This window comes from Actinobaculum sp. oral taxon 183 str. F0552, from assembly GCF_000466165.1.
Lineage (GTDB): Bacteria > Actinomycetota > Actinomycetes > Actinomycetales > Actinomycetaceae > Peptidiphaga.
In genome coordinates, this window is sequence record NZ_KE951428.1 from 83,916 (window position 1) to 105,212 (window position 21,297).

Consider the following 21,297-nt stretch of genomic DNA (forward strand, 5'->3'; position numbering starts at 1 on the left):
GGCAGCCCCGACCACGCCTCGCCCGCCGGGGGCTGACCGCTGGCCCTCATCCGCAAGAAGGTTGGGCTGCGAAGGTGCCCGGCTACGAACGCTGCCCCCGCAAGCCAGCCGGACCCCGAACCGCCTTGAGCTCGACGGTTCGCCCAACCTCCCGCGAACCTAGGCTCAAGCCCGCGGGTCTCGGGCCTCAGGCAGGCTGTTAGCGGCTCAGCCGTGAGACATGGGAAGCCAGGCGACCTGGATCGACTCCCGGGCGATGTCGCGGGACCGGAACTGCCCGCGTCCCGGAACGCCCGGCCGGGGCTTCATGCGCCCCAGGAGGGCGCCGTCGTCCGGGCTGCCGGGAAGCAGCATGGCGGGCGAGGCGAGGTCGTTCAACGCCTGGACGACCGGCTCGTAGAGCGTCCTGCTGGCGCCGCCGGAGCGGCGGGTGATGATGACGTGCAGCCCGAGATCGTGCGCCTGAGACAGGTACGGCTGCAGGACGCCCATCGGGTTGCCCTTCGCGCCGCCGGTCGACTGGACGAGGTCGTAGTCGTCGACCAGGACGAAGGCTTCGGCGCCGGACCACCAGCTTCGCTCGCGCAGCTGCTTGGGGGTGACGTCGGGCCCTGGAGCGCGCGTCTTGAGGAACCCGACCAACCCGCCCAGTTTGGTGTGGGCGTCCTCGGTGGATCGGCAGTGCGCGGCCATGTGGCTTTCGGGAAGCTCTCCGAGCAGCGCGCTCCTGTAGTCGAGGGCGAAGATCTTGGCCTGGTCGGGCTTGTAGATCCGCGCGATCTCAGCGGCGATGAGCCTGAGGGTAGCGGTTTTGCCGCTTCCGCGGTCGCCGAAGAAGAAGAAGTGGTCGTTCTCGTTGAAGTCGATGCCGAAGGGCTCGAGCCTGGACTCTCCGATCCCCAGGATGACCCTGCGGTCCTCGGGGGAGACCCTCGCGCGGACCTCGTCGATGTGCACCCGGGAGGGGAGCTCGCGAAGCTTGGGGCCGGGGGCCCCGGTCCAAGAGTGGCCGACCTGCTCGACTAGGTCCGTCACCCCGACGGCGAGCTGCTTGCCGTCGGGTTTGGAATCGACGCGCGGGAGGGCCCCGAGAATGTGATGCTTGCCGGATTCCAGGCCTCGCCCCGGGGTGCCGGTGGGAACGTTGGCGGCGAGTTTCCGGTTGAATTCGGAGTCCATGGGGTCGCCGAGGCGCAGCTCGATCCTCGAGCCGAACATGTCCTTGACGGCCGTGCGGAAGTTCATCCAGCGCAGAGCCGTGGCGACGACGTGCAGCCCGAAGTTCAGCCCGCGGGGCATGAGCTCCTGGAGCTTCATCTCGACGTCTTCGTAGTCGGATCGAAGCGTCGGCCATCCGTCGACGACGAGGAAGATGTCGCCGTAGCCGTCGTCGATCTTCCCTTCGGCGCGCAGGCGCCGGTACGCGGCCATCGACTCGATGCCCCGATCGGCGAAGAACTTCTCCCGATCCTCGACGATCGAGTTGATCTCAGCGTAGATGCGGTTGACCCGGGCCTCGTCGGTGCGCAGCGCGACGCCCGCGATGTGGGCGAGGTCGCGCATGCCGGAGAAGGTTCCGCCGCCGAAGTCCATGACGTAGATCTGGACCTCCTGGGGGGTGTGCGTCAGCGCGAGCGCTCCGACGACCGTCCGGGCGAAGGTCGACTTGCCGGACTGCGGCGCGCCGACGATCGCCAGGTGGCCGCCCGAACCGTCCAGATCGAGCACGAGGGTGTCGCGGCGCTGGTCGAGCGGGCGGTCGACGTCCCCGACCGGGACGACGAAGGCGCCCGCCCCCCGCCAACGCGGCGAGTGGAGGCCCAGCGAGGGGCTGATCCGCAGATCGGGCATGAGGGAGTCCAGGGTGGCGGGCGCGTCGAGCGGCGGCAGCCACACCTGGTGGGCGGAGGGCCCCTTGCCCTCCATCCTCGCCACCGCGATGTCGAAGGTCGTGTTGGGCACTCCGGGGATCCCCGAGTCCGAGAACTCGCTGAGCTCCTCCTCAGCCTGCGCCTTGGCCTCCTCCGCCTTCTCGATGTCCTTCTCCTCCAGGCGCAGGGGCGCGGCGGTGAAGTCGTAGATCTCGATCTCGTCCGACTCGTTGACGATGTCGGCCGCCGAGAGGTCCTTGCGCCGCGGCGGGGGCCCGGAGACGTAGGAGGCGCGGAACCTGATGAGGTTCGACGTGTCGGGCTTGAGGAAGCCGACGCCCGGGATGGGGGGAAGCTCGTAGGCGTCGTTCACGCCTATGACGGTGCGGGATTCCTGGGCCGAGAAGGTGCGCAGGCCGATGCGGTAGGACAGGTGGGAGTCCAGGCCTCGCAGACGCCCCTCCTCCAGCTTCTGAGACGAGAGGAGCAGGTGGATCTGGAGAGAGCGGCCGAGGCGGCCGATCGCGACGAACATGTCGATGAAGTCCGGCTTCTCGGCCAGCAGCTCGGAGAACTCGTCGGCGACCACGAAGAGCGTGGGGATCGGTTTGAGATCCTGCCGTCCGGCTTTGCGGGCCTTCTCGTAGTCGGCGACGTTTTTGAAGTTGCCGGCGGACTTGAGAATCTCCTGACGCCGCGCCATCTCGCCTCGCAGGGCGTCCTCCATGCGGTCGACGAGGGTCAGGTCCTCCCCGAGATTGGTGATGATGGCCGCGACGTGCGGCATCTTCGACATGCCGGCGAAGGTGGCTCCGCCCTTGAAGTCGATGAGCACGAAATTGAGCTCTTCGGAGGAGTGGGTCATCGCCAGGGCGAGGACGAGGGTGCGCAGCACCTCGGACTTGCCCGAGCCGGTGGCGCCGATGATCAGGCCGTGCGGTCCCATGCCCGCCAGGGCGGACTCCTTGATGTCGAGGTGGACGGTCTTGTGCTCGGGCGTCAGGCCGATCGGGACACGGAGCCGGTCCCTGGCCAGCCGCGGCTTCCACCCCTCGGCGACGTCGAAGTCGCGGACGTCGCCCAGCCCCAGGAGGTCGACGAGCTCGGCGGAGGCCTCGCCCGAGGCGTCGACGGCCTGGCCCGAGCCGTCGGTCTGGATGCCGGACTGGGTCGCCAGGCGGCGCGCGATGACCTCCGCCTCCGCGACGCCGATCCGGTCTCCCCGCCCGACCACCGGGGTGAAGCCGACCTGCAGGAGGGAGAGCTCCATGTAGTCGCCCTTGTCCTGCAGCTGCAGCCGCACGCTGTTGGGGTCGGTGAGCGAGGCCCAGTCGGAGGGGAGCTCGACCACGGTGACCCCGAGGACACCGTCGGGGCTGATGATGGGGTGGTCCTCGGGGACCTCGACGCCGTCGTTGAAGACGACCAGGTGCGGCAGCTCCGATCCGCCCTGGTCGGCGGCCCACCGCGGACGGTCCACGATGCCGTCGGGCAGGAGGTCGATGAGGTCGGTCGGATCGGATTCGAGCATCCGGGCCGGACCGATCGAGTCGTAGATGCGGTCGGAGGCGATGTGCGGAAGCCACTTGACCCACTCCCAGTCCGCCATCCTCTCCTCGCTGGCGAGGATGGCGATGCGCACGTCCTCGGGGTCGGTGAAAGTGGCCGTCTGGACGATCATGGCGCGCGCCAGGGCCCTGGCCATGTCGCCGCGGCCCGCGATCTGGATCCGGGAGACCGTGGCCAGGTCGACGCCGAGGGGCAGATCCTTGACGTCCGTGTACATGCTGTGGAACTGCGCCGCCGCCGACTCGGCGACGGGGTCGGACTCTCCCAGCTCCGAAGTCTCCGCGGGGACGATCGTCAGGGTGAAGGGCTGGTCGGCCGTTCCCACGCGGATGAGCAGGAACTCGTTGTCGGACGGCTCCCGGTCTCCCACGTGGGTCCCCTCGTCCAGGAGCACCGGCAGATCGGACGGGTGAGGCATATGCCACTGTGAGGATTCGCGCTGCATGCTCTCCGCCGAGCGCGCGTTCTTCCGCGTCTTCGACAGATAGGACAGGTACTCGCGCCGGTATCCGGTGACGGCGTCGCGGTGCTGCGTGCGATTGCGGTAGATGTTGAGGAAGGCCACAGAGAGCATCGCCACCACGAAGAGCCCGGACATGAGGATCATGCGCGGGGAGCGCTGCCCGGACATCGCCATGACGACCATCATTCCCATCGAGCCGAACATGGGGAGAATCATCGCCAGAGCGCCGGTCAGTCCCTCCGAGCGTTTGATCTCCGGCGGTGCCTTGAGTTCCACCACCTCCTGGGGCGGCGGCGTGGGAGCCTGTCGCTTCGTCGTTGCCACGGGTAATCCTCCACATCGGTTCGTCTCACGCTGTGCGGCTATTGTGGATCCTCTAAGCGATAATACTTAGGTACGGAGCGCGCAGCGAACAAGGGGGAGCATGACCATAGCATCGGCGTCAGTCTCGTATCTCACCCTTGTCATGGAGGGGCATCGCGAAGACATCGTCGTGCCTTCGGGGGTAACCCTCGCGCGCGTCCTGCGCAACCGGCGGGTCCCGGAGGACCTCGTGCCGTGCACTCCGGGCGGGGAGAAGCTCCCGGGGGCCATGGTGATCGGCCGCGAGATCCGCAACGGCGCACTGGTGCTTCTGCAGCCGGCCGAGGTGAGCACCCAAGCGGCGGCGGACGGCGCGGCCGCGCTCCAGGACGTCGCGGAGACCGAGCGCTCCCCGATCATCTCCTGGGCGGGGGTCATCATCGCCCTCCTCCTCTCCGCTTCCGCCGTCCTGGGCGTGACGTCGCGATCCCGCACCCACACGCTCATCGCCGCCGGGCTGATGCTCCTCCTCGGCCTCCTCTATGCGCTGCGTCCGTGCCAGGGCCATCCGGTCTCCGAAACCCTGGCCACCGTCGCGTTCGGGGCCTGCGCGGGCATCCTCGTCGCGGCGTCCAACTTCGACGACGCCCGCTACCAGACCCTCATCTGCGGCTTCGCGGCGGCCGGGGCTCTGGCGACCGTGCGATGGGCGTGGCGCGGGCCGAAGGACCCTCCCACGGAGCGGGTCTCGGGCGACTGCGCGGCGGTCGGGCTGCTCGGGGCTTCCGCGATCCTCCTGTGCATGCTGACCAAACTCGACGTCGTTTTCGTCTACGCGGCCCTCTTCGGCGTCGCCGCGCCCCTCATGCAGGCGCTCCCCGGGTTCTCGGTGAACCTGCCGCAGTCCCGGCTCATCGACGAGGCCACGATCGTCCGCGAGGCCAGCTCGGTGCGGGGGGCCAAGCCGAGTCACCTCGACCCGGTCACCGGAGAGGAGGCGGCGACCATCGTCAAGGTGGGCGACGCGCGATACCGCCTCTGGACGCTCCTGCTGTGCGCCGACGTCGTCGCCACCCTTCCCGCCATGCTGCGGGCGGCGGGACACGGCGGCGCCCAGGGGGCGCTGGCCGGCGTGTCCGTCGGATGCGTCGGCCTGGCCTTCCTCCTCGTCCCGAGGACGGCGGCCGCGGCGTACGTGCGGATCCTGCCGCGCGCCACGGTGGGGCTCCTGTTGATCGCATCGACCTTCGCCATGGCGCGCAACGACGCAGTCAACCGGCACATACACCCCTTCATGGCGTTCGGCACGATGACCGTTCTGGCGCTGGTGATCCTCGTCGCGAGCATACCCATCAGCCGTGGCCGCAAGTCCCTGGCGTTCACCCGGATGGGCGACATCCTCCAGAGCTTCTGCTGCACGTGGTCCCTCCCGTTCGCTCTCTGCGGCATGGGCGTGGTCACCCTCGTTAGAACGGGAGGGATCCCATGACGCCCCGAAAGCCGCGAACCCCGGTCCGCCCTCCCACGCCGCCGCCCTCCCGCACAACAACGAATCGAGTGAGCCATGCCTGAGACGCCATCCGACGCCTTCGTCCGCACGACGCTGGTGCACGAGGACAAGAAGGCGGACCTCCTCCTGCCGTCCAACCTTCCCGTCGCCGAGCTTCTGCCGAGCATCGCGCGGCGCTTCCTGACCGTCACGCCCAGGAGGGCCATCCAGGGCTTCGTCCTGACCATGTCCAACGGGGCGACGATCGATCCGGGGCTGACGTTCGCCGCCCAGGGCGTGAAGAACGGCACCCTGCTGATCCTGGGGCCGCGAGTGCGCGAGACCGAGAAGAAATACGACGACGTCATCGAAGCCGTCGCGGACGTGGTCAACGAGTCCAACAAGCCGTGGACCGAAAGCGACGCGGCGGGCGTCGCCAGCGGCGCGGCCGCGACCCTGCTCGTGGCCGCCACGCTCCTCCTCTCCCAGGCCCGTCCGACGGCCGGCGTCGTCGTGCCGGTGATACTGGGATGCCTGGCCGCTCTGCTCTTCGGGATCGTCTGGGTGCTCGAGCGAGGCGAACGCCATTCGCACGCCGTCGCCATGGGCCTGGTCGCATGCGTACTCCTGGCCGCCTGCGGCTGGACGGGTCCGGCGCACGGCGGCTTCGCGCTCCCCCTGGCACTGGCGGGCATCGGGGCCGCCATCGGCGCGGCCATCGCCCTGCCGCTGCTGTCGGAGTGGAAGGAGATGATGCTGGCGCCCGGCTTGGCCGGGGTCGTGCTAGGAACCGTCGGAACCGTCAACACGTTCCTCGAAGGGTCCTCCGACCGCGTCGCCGTGGTGACCGCGAGCCTCCTGGGGATCGTCCTTCTGCTCCTCCCCCAGCTGTCCCTGCGGATGAGCCGGTTGGAGAGCGCGGACCCCCTGCTCTCCCCGGGCCCCGAATCGCAGGGGAAGACCAGATCCATCGACGCCGGGTACGTCAAGAGGAACTACCTCCACGGGCGGCGCGCCATGTTCTCCGTGCGCTGCGGGGACGGGTTCGCCCTGGCCGTCCTCACTCCGTCCACGGTCGCCACTGGCAAGTGGGGGGTCGTCGTCCTCGGGGGGATCCTCGTGATCCTCACGCTGGGTTCGCGAGCCCACTACGCCCACATGGACGTCGTCTCCGAGTACGTGATCGCCGTGTCGATCTTCGCGCTGGGCTGCCTGGCCGTCATGGTCACCCAGCCGAGCTGGTGGCTCGGCCTCGTCATCGTCCTGGCGCTGCTGGCCGGCGCCCTCATCGCCTTCGGCCTGGTCCTCGGTTCGACGCCGCAGTGGATGCGGCAGGCGGCCGACGTCGGCGAGACCATCGCCGGAATCATCCTCGTCCCCGCCGCGGTTCTAGCCTTGAGGTTGTGGTGATATGGCATCGACGAAGGACATCCTCGACGGGCAGCGTTTCAATCGCCAACGCCTCGTCACGGCCTTCATGGCCGGCATGCCCGGCGGCAGGGAGCTCACGCCGGTCCGCCCGTGGCGCGGGATCATCACGGGTCTGGTCCTCACGGTGATGCTCGTCGTCGGAGCGGCGATCTCCAAGCTCTTCCTGCCTACTCTCCCCAACGGCTGGAACGACGGAAAACTCGTCATCAGCTCCGACAACGGCTCCCGTTACATCTCGATCAGCGGCAAGCTGTATCCCATCCGCAACGCCGCCTCGGCCCATCTGCTCTACCCCGGGGTGAAGACGGTCTCGGCCAGCGACGACGCCCTCGCCAAAGTCGAGCTGGGCCCGGTCGTCGGGATTCCCGGGGCGCCCGACAAGATCCCCGACGCCAAGAAGATCAAGGACGCCCGGCTGACGAGCTGCGTCGCCAACGACGGCCTCCTGTGGACGGGCGTGAACCTCGGCACGACCAAGCCCGCAGGCGCGGACGGCGCCCTGGTGACCAATGCCGAGAAGTCGTACATCGTCATCGGCCAGTACCGCTACTCCTTCAACCAGACCAACTCCTCAACGGATCAGAAGGTCGCAGCCAGAGCGGTGATGAACGAATTCGGCTTCTCGGAGCCGCCCTCCGCCGAGGCGCCGAGCAGCTGGATCAACCTCTTCAAGGAAGGCGACCCCCTCGTTCCCCTGGAGATCCCCGATGCGGGGAGCCCCTCCGACGCCATCCCCGGAGCGGACGGCCTCAAGATCGGCATGGTCGTCGAGGTCTCCAACGGCGTCGACAAGGACAACCGCTACATCGTCCGCAAGGAGGGGCTGGAACGCATGACGCCGACGATGCGGCACATGTACGCCATGAGCCCCACCGGTTCGAAGGCGGAGACCAAGAAATTGACCTCCCACGAGGTGGGCCAGGCCAAGTTCGCCGAGAACAAGCTGCGGCCCACGTGGCCGAAGAACATCACGGGGTTGCTCGACGCTCCCGACAAACCCTGCGCCCGCGCTGAAACGGGCGGCAGCACGACCCTGGCGAAGGGAAGCGGCATACCGACGGTGACCCACGACACCGTCAGCGTCGCATCCCAGTCGGGTGCGCTGCTCACCCAGCCGGGAAAGGGCGCCAACCTCTACTACCTGATCGACGAGGACGGCTTGGCCTACAAGCTCGGCAGCCTCGACGACGCCGGCAAGGCGTTCGGGTATACGCAGGTCACGCCCCTCAAAGCGTCCGCCGCCTGGGTGAACCTGTTCTCCAACAAGCAGGACACGGCCACGCCCACGCTCTCCTCGGAGGCGGCCTGGAAGACCGTCCCCGAGAAGGCGCGCAAGAACCAGCAGCAGAACGGCGGCTCTTCGGGCGGCAACCAGCAGCAATCGGGCGGAAGCCAGCAGACGGGAGGCGGCGGCTCTTCGGGCGGAGGCCAGCAACCGAGCGGGGGATCCAGTTGACGTCGCGGGGAATCCAGCTGACGGCAGCGCCAGGAGACCCCGGACCGTCAAGCCGCCGGCCCCGCGCCGCCGGCGGGGTGCGGCGCCGTCGCCCAGCTCGCGGGAAGACGGCCGCCCGGCCAGCGCGCACACCCGGCCGTGCGCGGGCGTGCGACGCCGCGAAACGGCTGTGCGCCGCCTGCGCGCTCCTGGCCGTCGGCACAGCCGGGGCGGCGCATGCCCGGACGATGCCGCCCGCCTCGCGGAGTGCCGGTCCGGCTTCCTCGGTGACCTCGGGCATCGGCGGCGCGCCGAAGTCCGGCGGCCAGGGGGGTTCGGGGCTCCGCACCTGGTTCGACCAGCAGACCTGCCAGCAGGGATCCACGCAGATCTACTCTCCGTCCGCCAAGGAGAAGTCCGTCCTCGCCTCGAGCATCATCGACCTGGAGCCGGCCCACAAGCTCTCCCAGGGCGGCAAGGTGTCGATCGCGGTCGTCGATTCGGGGGTCGCAGCCTCTCCGGCGTTCAACGGGGCGACGATCGAAGCCGGCTATGACGCGACGGGCGGCGGAAACGCGCGGGCCGACAACGAAGGGCACGGAACTGCGGTTGCCTCGATCATCGCCGGGCAGGCGAACGCTGCGGGGGCCATCCGAGGCGTCGCCCCGCGGGCGAACATCATTCCCGTCAAGGTCGTCGACGCCCTTCCCAGAGATCAGGCCAACGCCGAGGCCGACACCTATCCGGCCGCCTCGATCCAGAGCCTGGCGAACGGAATCGACTGGGCCGCGAACAACCCTTCGGTCGACATCATCACGATTTCGGGGTCCATTCCGACCTCGGACCCCCGGGTCGAAGCGGCCGTCGCCAACGCCGTCGCGAAGAACAAGGTCGTGGTCGCCGCCGCGGGCAACGTCGAGAAACAGCGCGGAACGCAGACTACCCCTGCGAGCCCGGATCCCAAGGCGAATCTGCGCTATCCGGCTGCCTACCCCGGGGTGATCGGCGTGACCGCGATCGACCCCACCGGCGCAGTCCCCGAGGGCGCCGTCCTCCACTCGCCGGCTGTGGACCTCGCCGCTCCCGGCATGAACGTCGTGGTCGCGAACGGCACCACGGGAGTGTGCCTGGCCTCCACGCAGGCGCCCGCGACGAGCTACGCGACAGCCTACGTGGCCGGCGCGGCGGCCCTCGTCCGCTCGTACAACAGCAGGTCCGAGTCGGCCGCGATGACGTCTTTCCGGCTGCTGTCGTCGGCGCGTCGGGCCAGCCCCTCCACCCGGGACGACGTGTACGGGTGGGGGATCGTCGATCCCTACCGCGCCATGACGCTCGTCGACGACGGTCAGCTTCCGGGCCCCGACTCCCCCGCTCACAAGAGGGCTACGCAAAAGCCCACCGCCGGATCGGACGTTCCCCCCGCCCCGCACGATTTCCAGAAGACCGGACGCCGATCGGGGGCGATCTGGCTCTCGGTGGCCGCAGGCGTCATCGTCGTCCTCTTGATCTTCACGGCTGGACGCACACGCGCCGCCAGGAACAAAGAGAACGAGTCCGACGCTGAGACCGGCCCGGTTCCTTGATCTGATGCAAGCCGTTGATGCCCGGATCGCGTGGCGTCGAGTCGCGTGGCGTCGGGCCGCCGGGTTAAGGCAGCTGGAGTCATCCAAGGCCGCCACGTCGATGCTGAGGATGCCAGCGCCGGTTGATGCCGAGACGGTTGGGGCACGTCCCACGACGGCCCCCGCCAGGCGGCGCGTTTAGTCAGGCGCGCCCCTCAGCGAAGCGGTTTGGCGAGGCGGCCACGCAGGCGGGATACAAGCATAAAAAGAGTGGGGCCCGGGATCTCCGGGCCCCACTCCCCAGCGGGTGGCTGTTGCAATATCGGACGGGACGGCCTCTCAGCGATGCCCCGCCTCGATGAACGTCACTTTGTCATCGGGCCTGATCTCCTCAACGCGGTAGTCGCGCTTGGGAGCCTCGCGCTCCTCGTCCTTCTTCTTGGACTTTCCGCCCAGGGCCGCGAATCCGCTGCGAGCGGGGCGCGATGCGGGGCTGGCACCCCGGACGGTCCCGTTCCCGCCCGCCTTGGCGACCCCACGCGTCGACGTCTTGGACGATGAAGCCGAAGCGGGCTCGGCGCCGCTGCCTCGAATGCTGGCGACCTTCACCACGCGGCTCTTCGCCGAGGCCGTCTTCGCGGAGGCGGCCTGCTTGGCGCCCGCCGTTCCCTTCGCCGTCCGAGTCGAAGTCGCGGACTTCGCAGCACCGGACTTCGACGAAGCGGCGGCCTTCGCGGACGTCGCCGTCCTCCCGTTCGCCGCGGGGGCGCCGGCGCGGAGAGAACTGGCTGTGCGCGCCGCCGTGGCCGAACGCGCGGTACCGGATCCGCTCGCCATTCCCGCGCGGCTGCCGGCCGGGGCAGCGACGCTCCGAGACGTCAGGCTTCGGGCCGCGGTCGTGGCTCCGCCGCGAGTCAATGAACGCGCCGTCGCCGGAGTGGCGGCACGAGGCGCATTGGTCACGCTTCTCGCGCTCGTCGTCACCGTGCGCGCGGCAGCGGCACTCCGCGCGGCGGTAGCCGCAGAGGCAACCGGGCGGGCCGCACCGGATGCGCCGCCGGACAGACGCGCGGGCGTGGCCACCCTCGTCTGGGCTTTGCCGCTGGCCGCACCGCCGCCGCGGATGGGAGCCGCAGTGGCTGTGCGCGTCTTCTTCGCCGCACGATAGGCCTTGACGCCTGCAGCCCCCGCAGCGGTAGCCCCGCCGAGACCGGCCAGGCCGGCCACGGTGGCATTGGTCGACAGGGCCGGGGAAGCGAGCCCCGACCGCACCGCGTGGGCGCTCGCCAACGTGCCGTTCGCGGACGATTCATAGGGGTGCTTTACCGACTCAAGGTGCACTCCCTCAGCGGAATTGCCCGGCAGCCCCACCGACGGGCGGAGAGCCGCAGTCGACTGCCACTGCGCAGCAGAGTGCGTCGGAGAGACCCCTCGGTTGGCGTCGCCCGCACTCTGGCCGCCTCCAGACGTCTGTGAACCACCGGTAGAGGACGAGCCGCCTCCGAAACCGCCCGATCCCGAGCCGCCGGAACCCGATTCGTCCGGCCACAGCGTATTGAGCTTCGCGATCGCGGACTGGGTTTCGGTGTCCAGCGTCGTCAGCGCTGTCTGGGCCTTCGTATTGGCCGCCTCCACCGCGGCGTCGTGAGCCTTCACGGCTTTGTCGTAGGCGGAGACCGAGGAAGCGCTGAGGGTGTCGCCTCCCTTCTCAGTCGCAGGCGTGGCATTGCTGAAGGTGGAATCGGCATCGCCGACGCTCTTCTCGACTTCCTCCTGGACCTGAACGGCATTGCGTCCCGCCGTGGCCGCAAGCCGCCGGGCCTCGGCGATGACTTTGACGAATTCGGACCCATGCACCGCAGCCGTCGAAGCGTTGCCGAGGGCTTCGTCGGCAGCCGTGCCCGTCTCCCCTTCGAGGCCGAGATCGCCGATGAGATTCTTGATCCTGTTGGAGATGGTCTCCAGGTTTCCCGCGATCGTCTCCAGGTCCGCTGCACGGTCCTCCGCGCTTCCAGCAGAGAAGAACTTCACCTTATTCAGTTGTTCGATGCTTTCCCTACCCATGGCAGTCAACCTTCCTTTTCACTGCTGAAGGGGAGTCGGGCGCTGGTGCTTTTCCGGCTGAACCGAAGGCGGCGCCCAATCTCCGTTCTTCTCCTGATCCGTGTACTCGCTGCTCTTCTCCATGGCGTTCAGCTTGGCATTGACGCGAGCCTTGAGCTCTTCATCCATGCCCTCTATACTGTCCACGGAATCTTTAAGGTTTTTAATAACCTTTTGAAGGTTTTGCGACATGGTGGTAAGTGATGTATTCACTTCATCTGTGGCTTTAGTGAGCGGTGCCGCGAACTGATTGAGCTGTTCAGCCGCGCTCCAGTCTCCGCTGTGGACATTCCCGAAATCCGTGCAGGCCGTATCGTAATCGTCCGTTATCGACTTAAGCTTGTTCACAGTCGCGTCAAATTGTTCCCTGGTTAACTTCAACATTGCGGAGCCTCCGATCTCAGGTGAGTAATCCGTTCGAGGTGGGTGTGCGGCGGAGTCGTACTCCGCCGCACACGGCCAAAGCGGCTTTTCAGCGCCTATACCTACGCCGTTCAGGGATTACGTACGGTTGGCAGCGGACTGATCGGCGGACTGATAAGCCTGTCCGGACGTTTGAGCGAGCCGGCTCATGATGTCGAGCTGCTTACGCATCTCACCGGCGCTCTGATGCCATTCGGTCTGCGATGTGTCGTAAGCCTGCTGGGCAGCACCATCCCACCCCTGGTAGAGACCTTTGAGCTGCGTCTCGAGCTGGGAAAGAGTCTCTTCGATCTTCTGCTGCTTGGTGTTCAGCTCGGAGGAGATGCCCTCGATGCCTCCGAAATTGGCGAGAAGTGACATGTTTTCAGTTCCTTTTCTAGTACTCTAGATTTAAAGCGTCTCAGTTCTGCTGCGCAGCCAAAAGCCTCTGGATCTCCGCCTGGACATCCGCTTCGGTCTGATCGAAGGTCGCCTGCGTGCCCTTAAGCGCATCACGGAGACTCTGAAGCGCATTGAAAACATCAGTCGCTTCCCGATCCCAGTTGTTGGCGGCAGTCCTGAAAGCATCGGCTCCCTGACCCTGCCACGATCCCTGAATCGATTCGGTCGTTCCACGGACTTCGCCGACCGTACCGAGCAGAGACTCCTGCGCGGTGTCCACGTACTGGACACCCAGCTGGAAGGTGTCTTCTCCGGTCCGGACTTGGTTTGTGTTGTCAGCCATACTCTTTCTCCATTTGTTTGGTTGAGAGGTTCGAAATCCTTTGCGGATCCAGACTTCATTGTAGAACGGCCAGTAGCCACCTGACCAGACCCCAATCCGTGTAATGCTCCCCATGCATTACTAGGAAACATTCCGAAAACCGCGTCACGACCCGAAAACAGGATCGAGCACCAGGTGACAACTCCCCATCGGGTTGCCTTCCCGTCGGATCACCGGCGCGGGCACCCCTCGGGGTTCCCCCGAACGTTCGGAACCGACCGCGGTCCGCCGACCTCGACAGTATAGCCTCGAGGCCGACGCGGCGATCCCGAGACGGCGTGTCCGCCCCGCCGTCACCGCCCTTGTTCCGCAGTCACGTCACAGGGAGAACGACCAGTTGGGGATCCGTTGGAAGTCTGGAGACGCCTGGCTCGCCCGCAGGCGCATCGTAGGAGCGGCGGAATGCCCGATCCGGTGGACCGCCTACCCGGCTCGCCCACGGGCGCATTCCGCCGGCCTCTCGGGTACCTCCCGCAGGCGGGCCGGCGCGATCGGCGTTTCCACACAGCGTGCGCGTACGGTATATTTCGAGCAGCGAACCAACCGGTTCGCCTTCCACAAGCGTACGGCATCACAGGAGGTAGCCATGGGTGTTTTCGACAAGGCCAAAGACTTCATCCACAGCGAAGAAGTCGAGGAGAAGTCCGACGCTGTCCTCGACAAGGCCGAAGATCTGGCAACTGAGAAGTTGGGCGCCGATAAAGCGGACACCATCGCGAAAGTCCGCAACACGATCGACGACAAGATCGGCAACGAGAGCAATTCCTGATCCTCGACCCGCCTGTCGGGTCGAGCCCGCGCAAGCTCCGCCCCCGTTCGGAGTCCCGCCTCGGCCGGCAGAGCTCGCCGCCGCCGGCTGGGAGTCACCACATAAACGCCAGTGCGGCGATGCCCGTGGCGGCGACTCCCGCCAGAGTCAGCGCGATGGCCGTCATTCTGCTCATTCGTCGGCGGGACCGGCCGCGGTCGAGGTATTCCTCCCCGGGGATGTATCCGCAGAAGTCGTATCCGCCTGACGCCTGGCGGCCTCCCTCGCCTATCGGTCTGACGCTCACCGGCGCCCCTTCGTCAAAATGCCCATGGAGCGATTTTACAGTGCGCCGAGGCCTTCGCGTGCGAATTCAGAGCCTTTTTCCAGGATCGCCGGGTATACGGGACTCGATTCGCGGCGCAGACGCCCGAGCGTGAGCCGCTCCATGAATTCGTCGGCGCTGCGAACGCCCTCCATTCCCAGGCTGAGGCCCAGGAGCCCGATGACGTCCGCGGGCTTCCAGCCGAACGCGGCGAGGTCCGCCATGGTCACCGCCCCGTCGCGCTTGGCCAGGCGGATTCCCTGACCGTTGAGGAGCATGGGGACGTGTGCGTAGGCCGGCGTGGCGAACCCGAATTCGCGTTGGAGGTAGACGTGCCGGGGCGTCGAGGCGAGCAGGTCCTCTCCGCGAACGACCTGCGAGACCCCCTGGAGCCCGTCGTCGTACACCGCGACGAAGTTGTAGCTGAAGGCCCCGTCGCCCCGGCGGATCACGAAATCGTCGACCGTGCCGCGGTAGGCTCCCTGCACCTCGTCGACGACGTCGATCCGGCCGTTGTCAGTGCGCAGCCGATAGGCGGGGCCTCGGCGCAACCCGGCCATGCGGGCTCGCCCGGCTCGGCGCTGCGCCTCGCTGAGTTCGCGGCATGTGCCGGGGTAGGCGCCGGGCGGAGAATGCGGGGCGGAGACCACTCCCGCGAGGTCGCGACGCGTGCAATAGCACTCGTAGACCAGGCCTCGTCGGTTCAGCTCCTGGAAGACGGCTTCGTAGAGCCCCAGGCGCTCGGACTGGTAGACGACCGGGCCGTCCCAGTCGACGCCGAGAGAGCGGAGGGTCGCCAGCTGTCTCGCGGCGAACTCCGGCCGGCATCTATCGTCGAGGTCCTCCATGCGGATGACGAAACGCAACCCGGCACGCCGTGCCAGAGCCCAGGCCAAGAGCGCGGTGCGCAGATTGCCCAGGTGGAGCTCGCCCGTCGGGGACGGCGCGAAGCGCCCCGTACCCATCCTCGGCGAGCGCGCGGCCTCCGCACGGCTGCCGAGATGCGTCCTGTCCACAGCTGCGAGCATAGCCTCCGGCGGCGTTGCGTGAAGCCCGCCATCGCCGCGCGCCGTCCGGCGCTCCGCCCCCGTCCGCTGAGACGGATCCGGGAGAACTCGTCTCCAGTCACCGAGAAGTTGTGCCGGGCCGACAACTGTGCCAAGATACCTAGCCAATCGGGGAAACGATCCGCTACATCCCCCCACGGGTGGACGTGCCCAGGGAACGATGTTTGATACCTTAAAGGAGCATGGTATTTTGTCACTGTCGCACGCCTCTATCAACGCTGGTCGTGTGCGATCATGACAGAAGGAGTCACCTATGGCCCATTCATCACGCACACTGATGGGCATAAAAACTACAATAGCGAGTACTATTGTCGCTATTTTCGCAGCATTTGCCGCCCCGCTCACACCGGCAAGCGCTCACGCACATGCTGCTATCTCAGTCACTGATATCAAGCTCACCAGATCGGATGCAAACGGGAATCCAATCGCCTCTCCTCTGCGAAACGACGATATCGCCTCCTTCAGCTTCACCTGGAGCGCCGGAGACGCCGCCGTATCCGAAGGGGAATCGATAACGGTCGGCCTTCCGGAGTTCTTCGGCAACCTCGACTACGGACGAGCCGCTGCCCTCACCGCCCAGCGGATGGGGTCGACCGTCCCCATCGGGACGTGCGCCATCGCCAAGCGCAGTCTTGCCTGCACCTTCGCCAAAGGCCTGAACGCCCTCCGCGCTCAAGGCTTCGTCGACATGAAGGGAACGATCAGCGTTCTGCTCAAGGCGACGTCGCAGACCGCCGCCAAGTCCGCCCGGTTCCTCATCAACGGGAAGCCCGTCTCCGTGTCGATTCCGGGCGGAGGGATCGGCCCTCGTCCGGCTGCCGCATACCAGCCGGTGAGCTTCGGCAAAGTGGCGGGAGCTCTGGGAGCCGAGAGCAAAATCCTCCTGTGGTCGATCAACTTCGGCTCCAACCACGTCTCCGAGAAACTCAAGGCCAGCGGCCGGGATCTCCCGCTCAACGGCAAGTCCACGGCGATCTCCTTCACCGACCAGCTGGGCCCCGGCCAGGCCTTCCAAAGCAACGGCAGAGGCCGATGGGTTCTCTTCCGGACGTCCGGTCGAGGCGACAAGGCCGCCCGGCGGGAACCGCTCACTGACTCGAGCGGATACGACTACTCGACGAGTCACGGGAACTTCGACATGAGCGTCGAAACCCGCGGCGCACAAGCGGTCATCAAAGCCAGCGGCCCATGGGCGCCTGACACGAATTACGCGATCGGATACGCCACCGACCTCGCGAACGGCAAAGCCACCCCCGGATTCGCCTACTCGAGCACGGTCAAGCTCGACGGAACTCCGCTCGCATCGACTTTTTCTCGCTACTACACCGATCCTTTCTCGAGCAAGGTGGATCTGAACGCCGCTTTCGGAAGCTTCGACATTCATATGAGCGTCAGCGGCACCCACACTCCGGACTTCTCGTCCAATGCAACTTTCCCCGTCACCGCGGATTATACTCTACCGGAGGGAATGAAAGTCACTTCCTACAAAGGTTGGAAAGCTCCCGGAGCCGTCAACGGGTCCGGCACGGGCGGCTCCGTCACGCTGATGGCCAAGACCGGGCAGACCACCGCCGTCGCCGAGAGATTCCCAGCCGGAACCCGTGTGACCCTGCGCGAAGACCTCTCCCACGTCTCCGGAGCCGCCCAGGGCGTCTCCTGGCAGAAGCCCGTTTTCAAACTGGAGGACAGGGAGATCGCCACACTGACCATCGCGAAGGCGCGGGCGAAGGTCACTGTGGTGAACACCGTCGCCAAGCGCTCGGCGCCCGAGTCGTCGCCGTCGACGGTGGCCCCCACGGCCTCGCCGAGCTCGCCGGCTTCGCCGACTCCTACGTCCGGTCCTACGACTTCGCGGACGCCGGAGCCGAGCCCCTCGACCCCTCCAACGCCGAGCGCATCGCCGACGGCACCCACCATGACGCCCACGCCGACCCCAACGTCCAGCCCCACGCCGACCCCAACGTCCAGTCCTACGACTTCGCAGGCGCCGAAGCCGAGCGCATCGCCGACGGCACCCCCCACACCCACGCCCTCGACGCCGGCACCCACCATGACGCCCACGCCGAAGCCCTCGCCGAGTCCCACAGCCGACCCCTCCCCATCGCCCACCGGCGAGCCGACGGCTACCGGTAAACCCACACCGAGCACCGAGCCGTCGCCCACCGGTGAACCGACGGCCACCGGCAAGCCCACATCGACCGGCAAACCCACACCGAGCACCGAGCCGTCGCCCACCCCCAAGCCGTCGACCACGACCAGGCAGCGCGAACCAGAGCCATCGAATTCGTCTCTGCCCGAACCGAGCCCTTCCGACCCGGCTACGCCGACGGCCTCGTCGAGCGCGCCGAGCAAGGCCGAAAGCGAGTTGGAGCTGATGTCGATCCTCGGGCTGGACACGGAGTCCGAGTTCCTCAAGAGGGTCGACGGACCGGGGCAAATCGTCTCCACGACGAGCAAGTACCGCACGCCCGTCGCCCGAAACAACGCGATCAGCCCCCTTCCGTCCGTCAGGCAGCGCTCATCCGGCATTCCGATCATCGACACCGGTATGGACATGGGCGGTGGAGTCATCTGCGCCTTCGGGATGGGACTGATCGGCGCCGCCCTGGTACTGCGCCGGTATCTGGCCTAGGCGGCCTCCCATGGGCGAACGTCGCGGCTGCAGGGACGAATTACCGTGCGCCTTGGGCTTAAGCGCGGGGACGACGTCGAGTGAACCAGTCCTGTCCGGCAGATGCGGCTGGCTGGGCGCCAAGGCGCGAACGTCACCGTCCGCGCGGCTCAGCGGCCCGTAGACGCCCTCCAACACTGGGACGTTAGACTTCTGGGGTGAACACCACCGGACGGCCTGCGGTCGGCGAGGCGAAACCCCGCCGATCCGCTCTTCTCATCGACGAGGAGGCCCGCTGGATCCGCCATCCGCGCGACCTCTTCTCGGCGAGCATCACGGCATTGGCCATCGGCGGCGTCATGCTTTTGGCGATCTACGCCTCCTCGACCACGCTGGCGGTCACCCGGGACGTCCGAACCGCTACCAACGAGATCCTCGAGACCATCCTCTTCATACCGGTCAACGTTCTGGAAGGGCTGATCAGCTTCTTCCTGCCGCTGACCGTGATCGTCGACATCGCCTGGCATCGACGATGGCGCGCGCTGATAACCGCCGCCGGGGCCACGGTCAGCGCCGTCGGCATCGCCTTCGGCCTCCTGTGGTTCTTCACGAAGTACTTCCCCCTCTCCCCCCTGACCGGCCAGCTGTCGGACTCGCTGACCGAGCAATCCTACATCTGGCTGCTCCCCTACGTGGCGGTGATATCCGCGATCCTCACCGTGGCGTCGTCGGGGAAGAAGACGAAAACCGCCCGCTGGGGCTGGCCCCTCCTGTCCATCGTCCTCGTCCTGTCGGTTCTGCAAGGCAACCAGACGCTGCCGGGCGCGCTCATCACGGCCTTCCTCGGCACGACATGCGGCATGCTGGCCCGATACATCCTCGGCGACCTGCCGAATCACGCCGCGGGGGTCGACCTGGTCCACCTCGTCCGCCGCGCCGGCATCGACGCCAAGCTCATCGTCCGGATCGACGAGCTCCCCGAAGAAGCGACGCTCCAAGCCTGGGTCGCATCGGCGCGCACCGACCTGGGGCACGTCGACCGATACGGCGTCGAACAGATCCGCGCGATCCTCAAGCAGGCGGGGGAATCAGCCGAGAACGCCGAGACCGGGCGGACCGCCCACGACGACCTGCCCTACACGACGACGCTGCCGCTTCCCTCGCCGGGTCTCATCCGCGCCCTCGACGTCGACGCGAACGAGGTCCGCGACACCGTCCTGGAGAGCTACCATCCCCCCATAGGCGAGGAAGCCGCCCGCAACTACGTGGTCATCGACGCCGACGACGTCGCCTACCACGCCTCGATGCTCGACGCCGACCGCCAGATCGTCGGCCTGCTGGCGACCATGTGGAGCAGGATCGTCCTGACGACGACAGCACGACACACCGAAGCCACCATAGAAGCAGCCAAAGACCGCTTCGCGCTGATGGAGCTGGCAGCCGTCTCCGCGCGGCTCGTTCCCGACCGCGGGCTCCACGTGGCCGCCACCGACAACTCCGCCGTCATCCTCATGCGGGTGTGCGGCGGCACCGCCCTCGACCGCTTGGACGCCGACGGGATACCCGACAGCGCGCTCGACGAGATCTGGGACATCCTCCGTCACGCCCACCAGCGCGGACTGTCCCACGGCGACGTGCAAGCCGGCGTGACGGCTCTGCGGGACGGGCACGTCGAACTGCTCCACTGGGAGAACGGAAGCATCGCCGCCTCGGAGATGGAGCGGCGCATCGACATGGCCCAGACGATGGCGATGATGGCGGGGATGGTGGGCATCGACAGGGCGGTGGCTTCCGCCAACCGCTGTCTGTCGGCCGACCAGGTCATCTCCCTGGCCCCGATCCTCCAACGCGCCGTCATCCCCGCGCAGACCCGCGCCCAGTTCCACGACCGCAAGGAGCTCGAATCCCTGCGCGACAGGCTCACCGAGCAGGTTCCCGAAGTCGGCACGATCACGCCGACCCAGCTCTACCGGTTCTCCCCGCGAACCGTAGTCACGGTCACGATCGGACTCATCGCCGTCTATCTGCTCCTCGGCTCGGTCAACTTCACCGACCTGCGCGAAACGCTTGCGCAGGCCAACCCGCTGTGGATGCTCTTCGCCTTCGGATCGGCCCTTTTCACCTACCTCGGAGCGGCCATGACCCTGCAGGCCTACACGGCCGAAAAGCTGCCTCTGCGCGAATCGACCATCGTGCAGGTCGCCGCCTCCGTCGTCACCCTCGTGGCGCCGGCCGGCATCGGCCCCGCCGCGCTGAACCTCCGATTCCTGCACAAGCGCAGAGTCCCCACGCCCATCGCACTGGCGACCGTGACCCTGGTGCAGGTCGCCCAATTCGCCACGACGATCATCTTCCTGATCGTCCTGAGCCTGGCGACGGGAGAGGTGGGCCGGCTGACGCTGCCGTCCGGATCGGTCCTGTTCGGGGTCGTCCTGGCGATCCTGGTCATCGGCGCCCTCATGCTCATCACGCCCCTGAGGCAGTGGGTGGCCCGCAAGACCCGCCCGACCATCGACCAGGTCTGGCCCCGGCTCGTCTGGCTCACCACCCACCCGAGCCGGATCCTCTACGGCTTCGCCGGATCGATCGTGCAGACCATCGCCTTCGTGACCTGCTTCGGCGGGTGCCTGGCGTCCTTCGGCTACCCGCTGCCGATCGTCACCCTCGCGCTGACCTACCTGCTGTCCAACTCCCTGGGATCGATCATCCCCTCCCCCGGCGGAATCGGACCGGTCGAAACGGCCCTGACCGGAGGCCTGTCCGTGGCGGGCGTGCCCTATTCGATCGCCTTCTCGACGGCGATCCTCTACCGGCTCTTCACCTTCTGGGGGAGAGTGCCGCTCGGATGGCTCGCGCTGCGGTACCTGAGCAAGCGCGAGATCATCTGACAGACGGGCGCCGCCGGCTTCCAGCAGTCCGGAACGCCGGGACGGCCTCTGCGAACGGCGGACCGCACCCGGCGCCCGGCGAATCATTCCGAAGCCCTCCACACCGCCGCCGCCTGTGACTAGACTGCATCTGTGAGCAGCCCAGAAGACAGCCCCCCGTCCACGAGCGCCTCTGACGCCGGCACCCCCTCCGCGAAGGCCTCGGCAACCGGTACGGCGCCAAACGCCTCCTCAGCCAACGCAGAG

The 21,297-nt window shown here is 67.3% G+C and carries 14 protein-coding genes; 7 read left to right on the plus strand and 7 right to left on the minus strand.

Annotation, left to right across the window (positions count from 1 at the left end):
* Window positions 1-207 precede the first annotated feature (207 nt).
* Window positions 208-4,227, minus strand: a complete 4,020-nt coding sequence (locus tag HMPREF0043_RS05650; protein ID WP_040317934.1) for a type VII secretion protein EccC — start codon at window positions 4,225-4,227, stop codon at window positions 208-210.
* Between the two features lie 100 nt (window positions 4,228-4,327).
* Here HMPREF0043_RS05650 and HMPREF0043_RS05655 point away from each other — a divergent pair, with 100 nt between their 5' ends.
* From HMPREF0043_RS05655 to HMPREF0043_RS10210, 4 genes are all read left to right on the plus strand, one after another.
* Complete coding sequence (locus tag HMPREF0043_RS05655; RefSeq protein ID WP_021601982.1) at window positions 4,328-5,695, plus strand: hypothetical protein; 1,368 nt, start codon at window positions 4,328-4,330, stop codon at window positions 5,693-5,695.
* Between the two features lie 75 nt (window positions 5,696-5,770).
* Window positions 5,771-7,105 (plus strand): EsaB/YukD family protein, encoded by a 1,335-nt coding sequence (locus HMPREF0043_RS05660; RefSeq protein ID WP_021601983.1) that lies wholly within the window; start codon window positions 5,771-5,773, stop codon window positions 7,103-7,105.
* Window position 7,106: 1 nt separating this feature from the next.
* Window positions 7,107-8,582, plus strand: a complete 1,476-nt coding sequence (gene eccB, locus HMPREF0043_RS05665) for a type VII secretion protein EccB (RefSeq protein ID WP_021601984.1) — start codon at window positions 7,107-7,109, stop codon at window positions 8,580-8,582.
* A 266-nt stretch (window positions 8,583-8,848) separates the two neighbouring features.
* Window positions 8,849-10,144, plus strand: a complete 1,296-nt coding sequence (locus HMPREF0043_RS10210) for a S8 family serine peptidase (RefSeq protein WP_021601985.1) — start codon at window positions 8,849-8,851, stop codon at window positions 10,142-10,144.
* Window positions 10,145-10,462: 318 nt separating this feature from the next.
* Here the strand turns inward: HMPREF0043_RS10210 and HMPREF0043_RS05675 are convergent, their stop codons facing one another.
* The 4 genes from HMPREF0043_RS05675 to HMPREF0043_RS05690 form a co-directional block, all read right to left on the minus strand.
* Complete coding sequence (locus HMPREF0043_RS05675; RefSeq protein WP_021601986.1) at window positions 10,463-12,187, minus strand: hypothetical protein; 1,725 nt, start codon at window positions 12,185-12,187, stop codon at window positions 10,463-10,465.
* A gap of 18 nt (window positions 12,188-12,205) precedes the next feature.
* Window positions 12,206-12,610, minus strand: a complete 405-nt coding sequence (locus HMPREF0043_RS05680; protein WP_021601987.1) for a hypothetical protein — start codon at window positions 12,608-12,610, stop codon at window positions 12,206-12,208.
* 117 nt (window positions 12,611-12,727) lie between these two features.
* On the minus strand, window positions 12,728-13,009 hold the full coding sequence (locus tag HMPREF0043_RS05685; RefSeq protein WP_021601988.1) for a WXG100 family type VII secretion target: 282 nt from the start codon (window positions 13,007-13,009) through the stop codon (window positions 12,728-12,730).
* Window positions 13,010-13,049: 40 nt separating this feature from the next.
* Window positions 13,050-13,373, minus strand: coding sequence for a WXG100 family type VII secretion target (locus HMPREF0043_RS05690; protein WP_021601989.1), 324 nt, complete (start codon window positions 13,371-13,373; stop codon window positions 13,050-13,052).
* Window positions 13,374-13,998: 625 nt separating this feature from the next.
* Between HMPREF0043_RS05690 and HMPREF0043_RS05695 the strand changes: the two genes are divergently transcribed.
* A complete protein-coding gene (locus HMPREF0043_RS05695) occupies window positions 13,999-14,181 on the plus strand; it encodes an antitoxin (protein ID WP_021601990.1) in 183 nt (60 codons plus the stop codon).
* Between the two features lie 94 nt (window positions 14,182-14,275).
* On the opposite strand, the gene HMPREF0043_RS11085 is transcribed toward HMPREF0043_RS05695, so the two are convergent.
* Window positions 14,276-14,467 carry a hypothetical protein gene (locus HMPREF0043_RS11085; protein WP_156897533.1) on the minus strand — a complete coding sequence of 64 codons (192 nt, stop codon included), beginning with the start codon at window positions 14,465-14,467 and terminating at the stop codon, window positions 14,276-14,278.
* A 35-nt stretch (window positions 14,468-14,502) separates the two neighbouring features.
* Window positions 14,503-15,501 (minus strand): tRNA glutamyl-Q(34) synthetase GluQRS, encoded by a 999-nt coding sequence (gene gluQRS, locus HMPREF0043_RS05700; RefSeq protein ID WP_232206047.1) that lies wholly within the window; start codon window positions 15,499-15,501, stop codon window positions 14,503-14,505.
* A 304-nt stretch (window positions 15,502-15,805) separates the two neighbouring features.
* Here gluQRS and HMPREF0043_RS11090 point away from each other — a divergent pair, with 304 nt between their 5' ends.
* Window positions 15,806-18,184, plus strand: coding sequence for a DUF7926 domain-containing protein (locus tag HMPREF0043_RS11090; protein ID WP_156897534.1), 2,379 nt, complete (start codon window positions 15,806-15,808; stop codon window positions 18,182-18,184).
* A 197-nt stretch (window positions 18,185-18,381) separates the two neighbouring features.
* Entirely contained in the window at window positions 18,382-21,051 is a 2,670-nt protein-coding gene (locus HMPREF0043_RS05710) for a lysylphosphatidylglycerol synthase transmembrane domain-containing protein (protein ID WP_021601995.1), read from the plus strand.
* Window positions 21,052-21,297 lie beyond the last annotated feature (246 nt).

Excerpts from the sequence above, each read along its gene's own strand:
- HMPREF0043_RS05655 (WP_021601982.1), top strand. The coding sequence starts at position 4,328 with ATGACCATAGCATCGGCGTCAGTCTCGTATCTCACCCTTGTCATGGAG.
- HMPREF0043_RS05660 (WP_021601983.1), top strand. The coding sequence starts at position 5,771 with ATGCCTGAGACGCCATCCGACGCCTTCGTCCGCACGACGCTGGTGCAC.
- eccB (WP_021601984.1), top strand. The coding sequence starts at position 7,107 with ATGGCATCGACGAAGGACATCCTCGACGGGCAGCGTTTCAATCGCCAA.
- HMPREF0043_RS05675 (WP_021601986.1), bottom strand. The coding sequence starts at position 12,187 with ATGGGTAGGGAAAGCATCGAACAACTGAATAAGGTGAAGTTCTTCTCT.
- HMPREF0043_RS05680 (WP_021601987.1), bottom strand. The coding sequence starts at position 12,610 with ATGTTGAAGTTAACCAGGGAACAATTTGACGCGACTGTGAACAAGCTT.
- HMPREF0043_RS05685 (WP_021601988.1), bottom strand. The coding sequence starts at position 13,009 with ATGTCACTTCTCGCCAATTTCGGAGGCATCGAGGGCATCTCCTCCGAG.
- HMPREF0043_RS05690 (WP_021601989.1), bottom strand. The coding sequence starts at position 13,373 with ATGGCTGACAACACAAACCAAGTCCGGACCGGAGAAGACACCTTCCAG.
- HMPREF0043_RS05695 (WP_021601990.1), top strand. The coding sequence starts at position 13,999 with ATGGGTGTTTTCGACAAGGCCAAAGACTTCATCCACAGCGAAGAAGTC.
- HMPREF0043_RS11090 (WP_156897534.1), top strand. The coding sequence starts at position 15,806 with ATGGCCCATTCATCACGCACACTGATGGGCATAAAAACTACAATAGCG.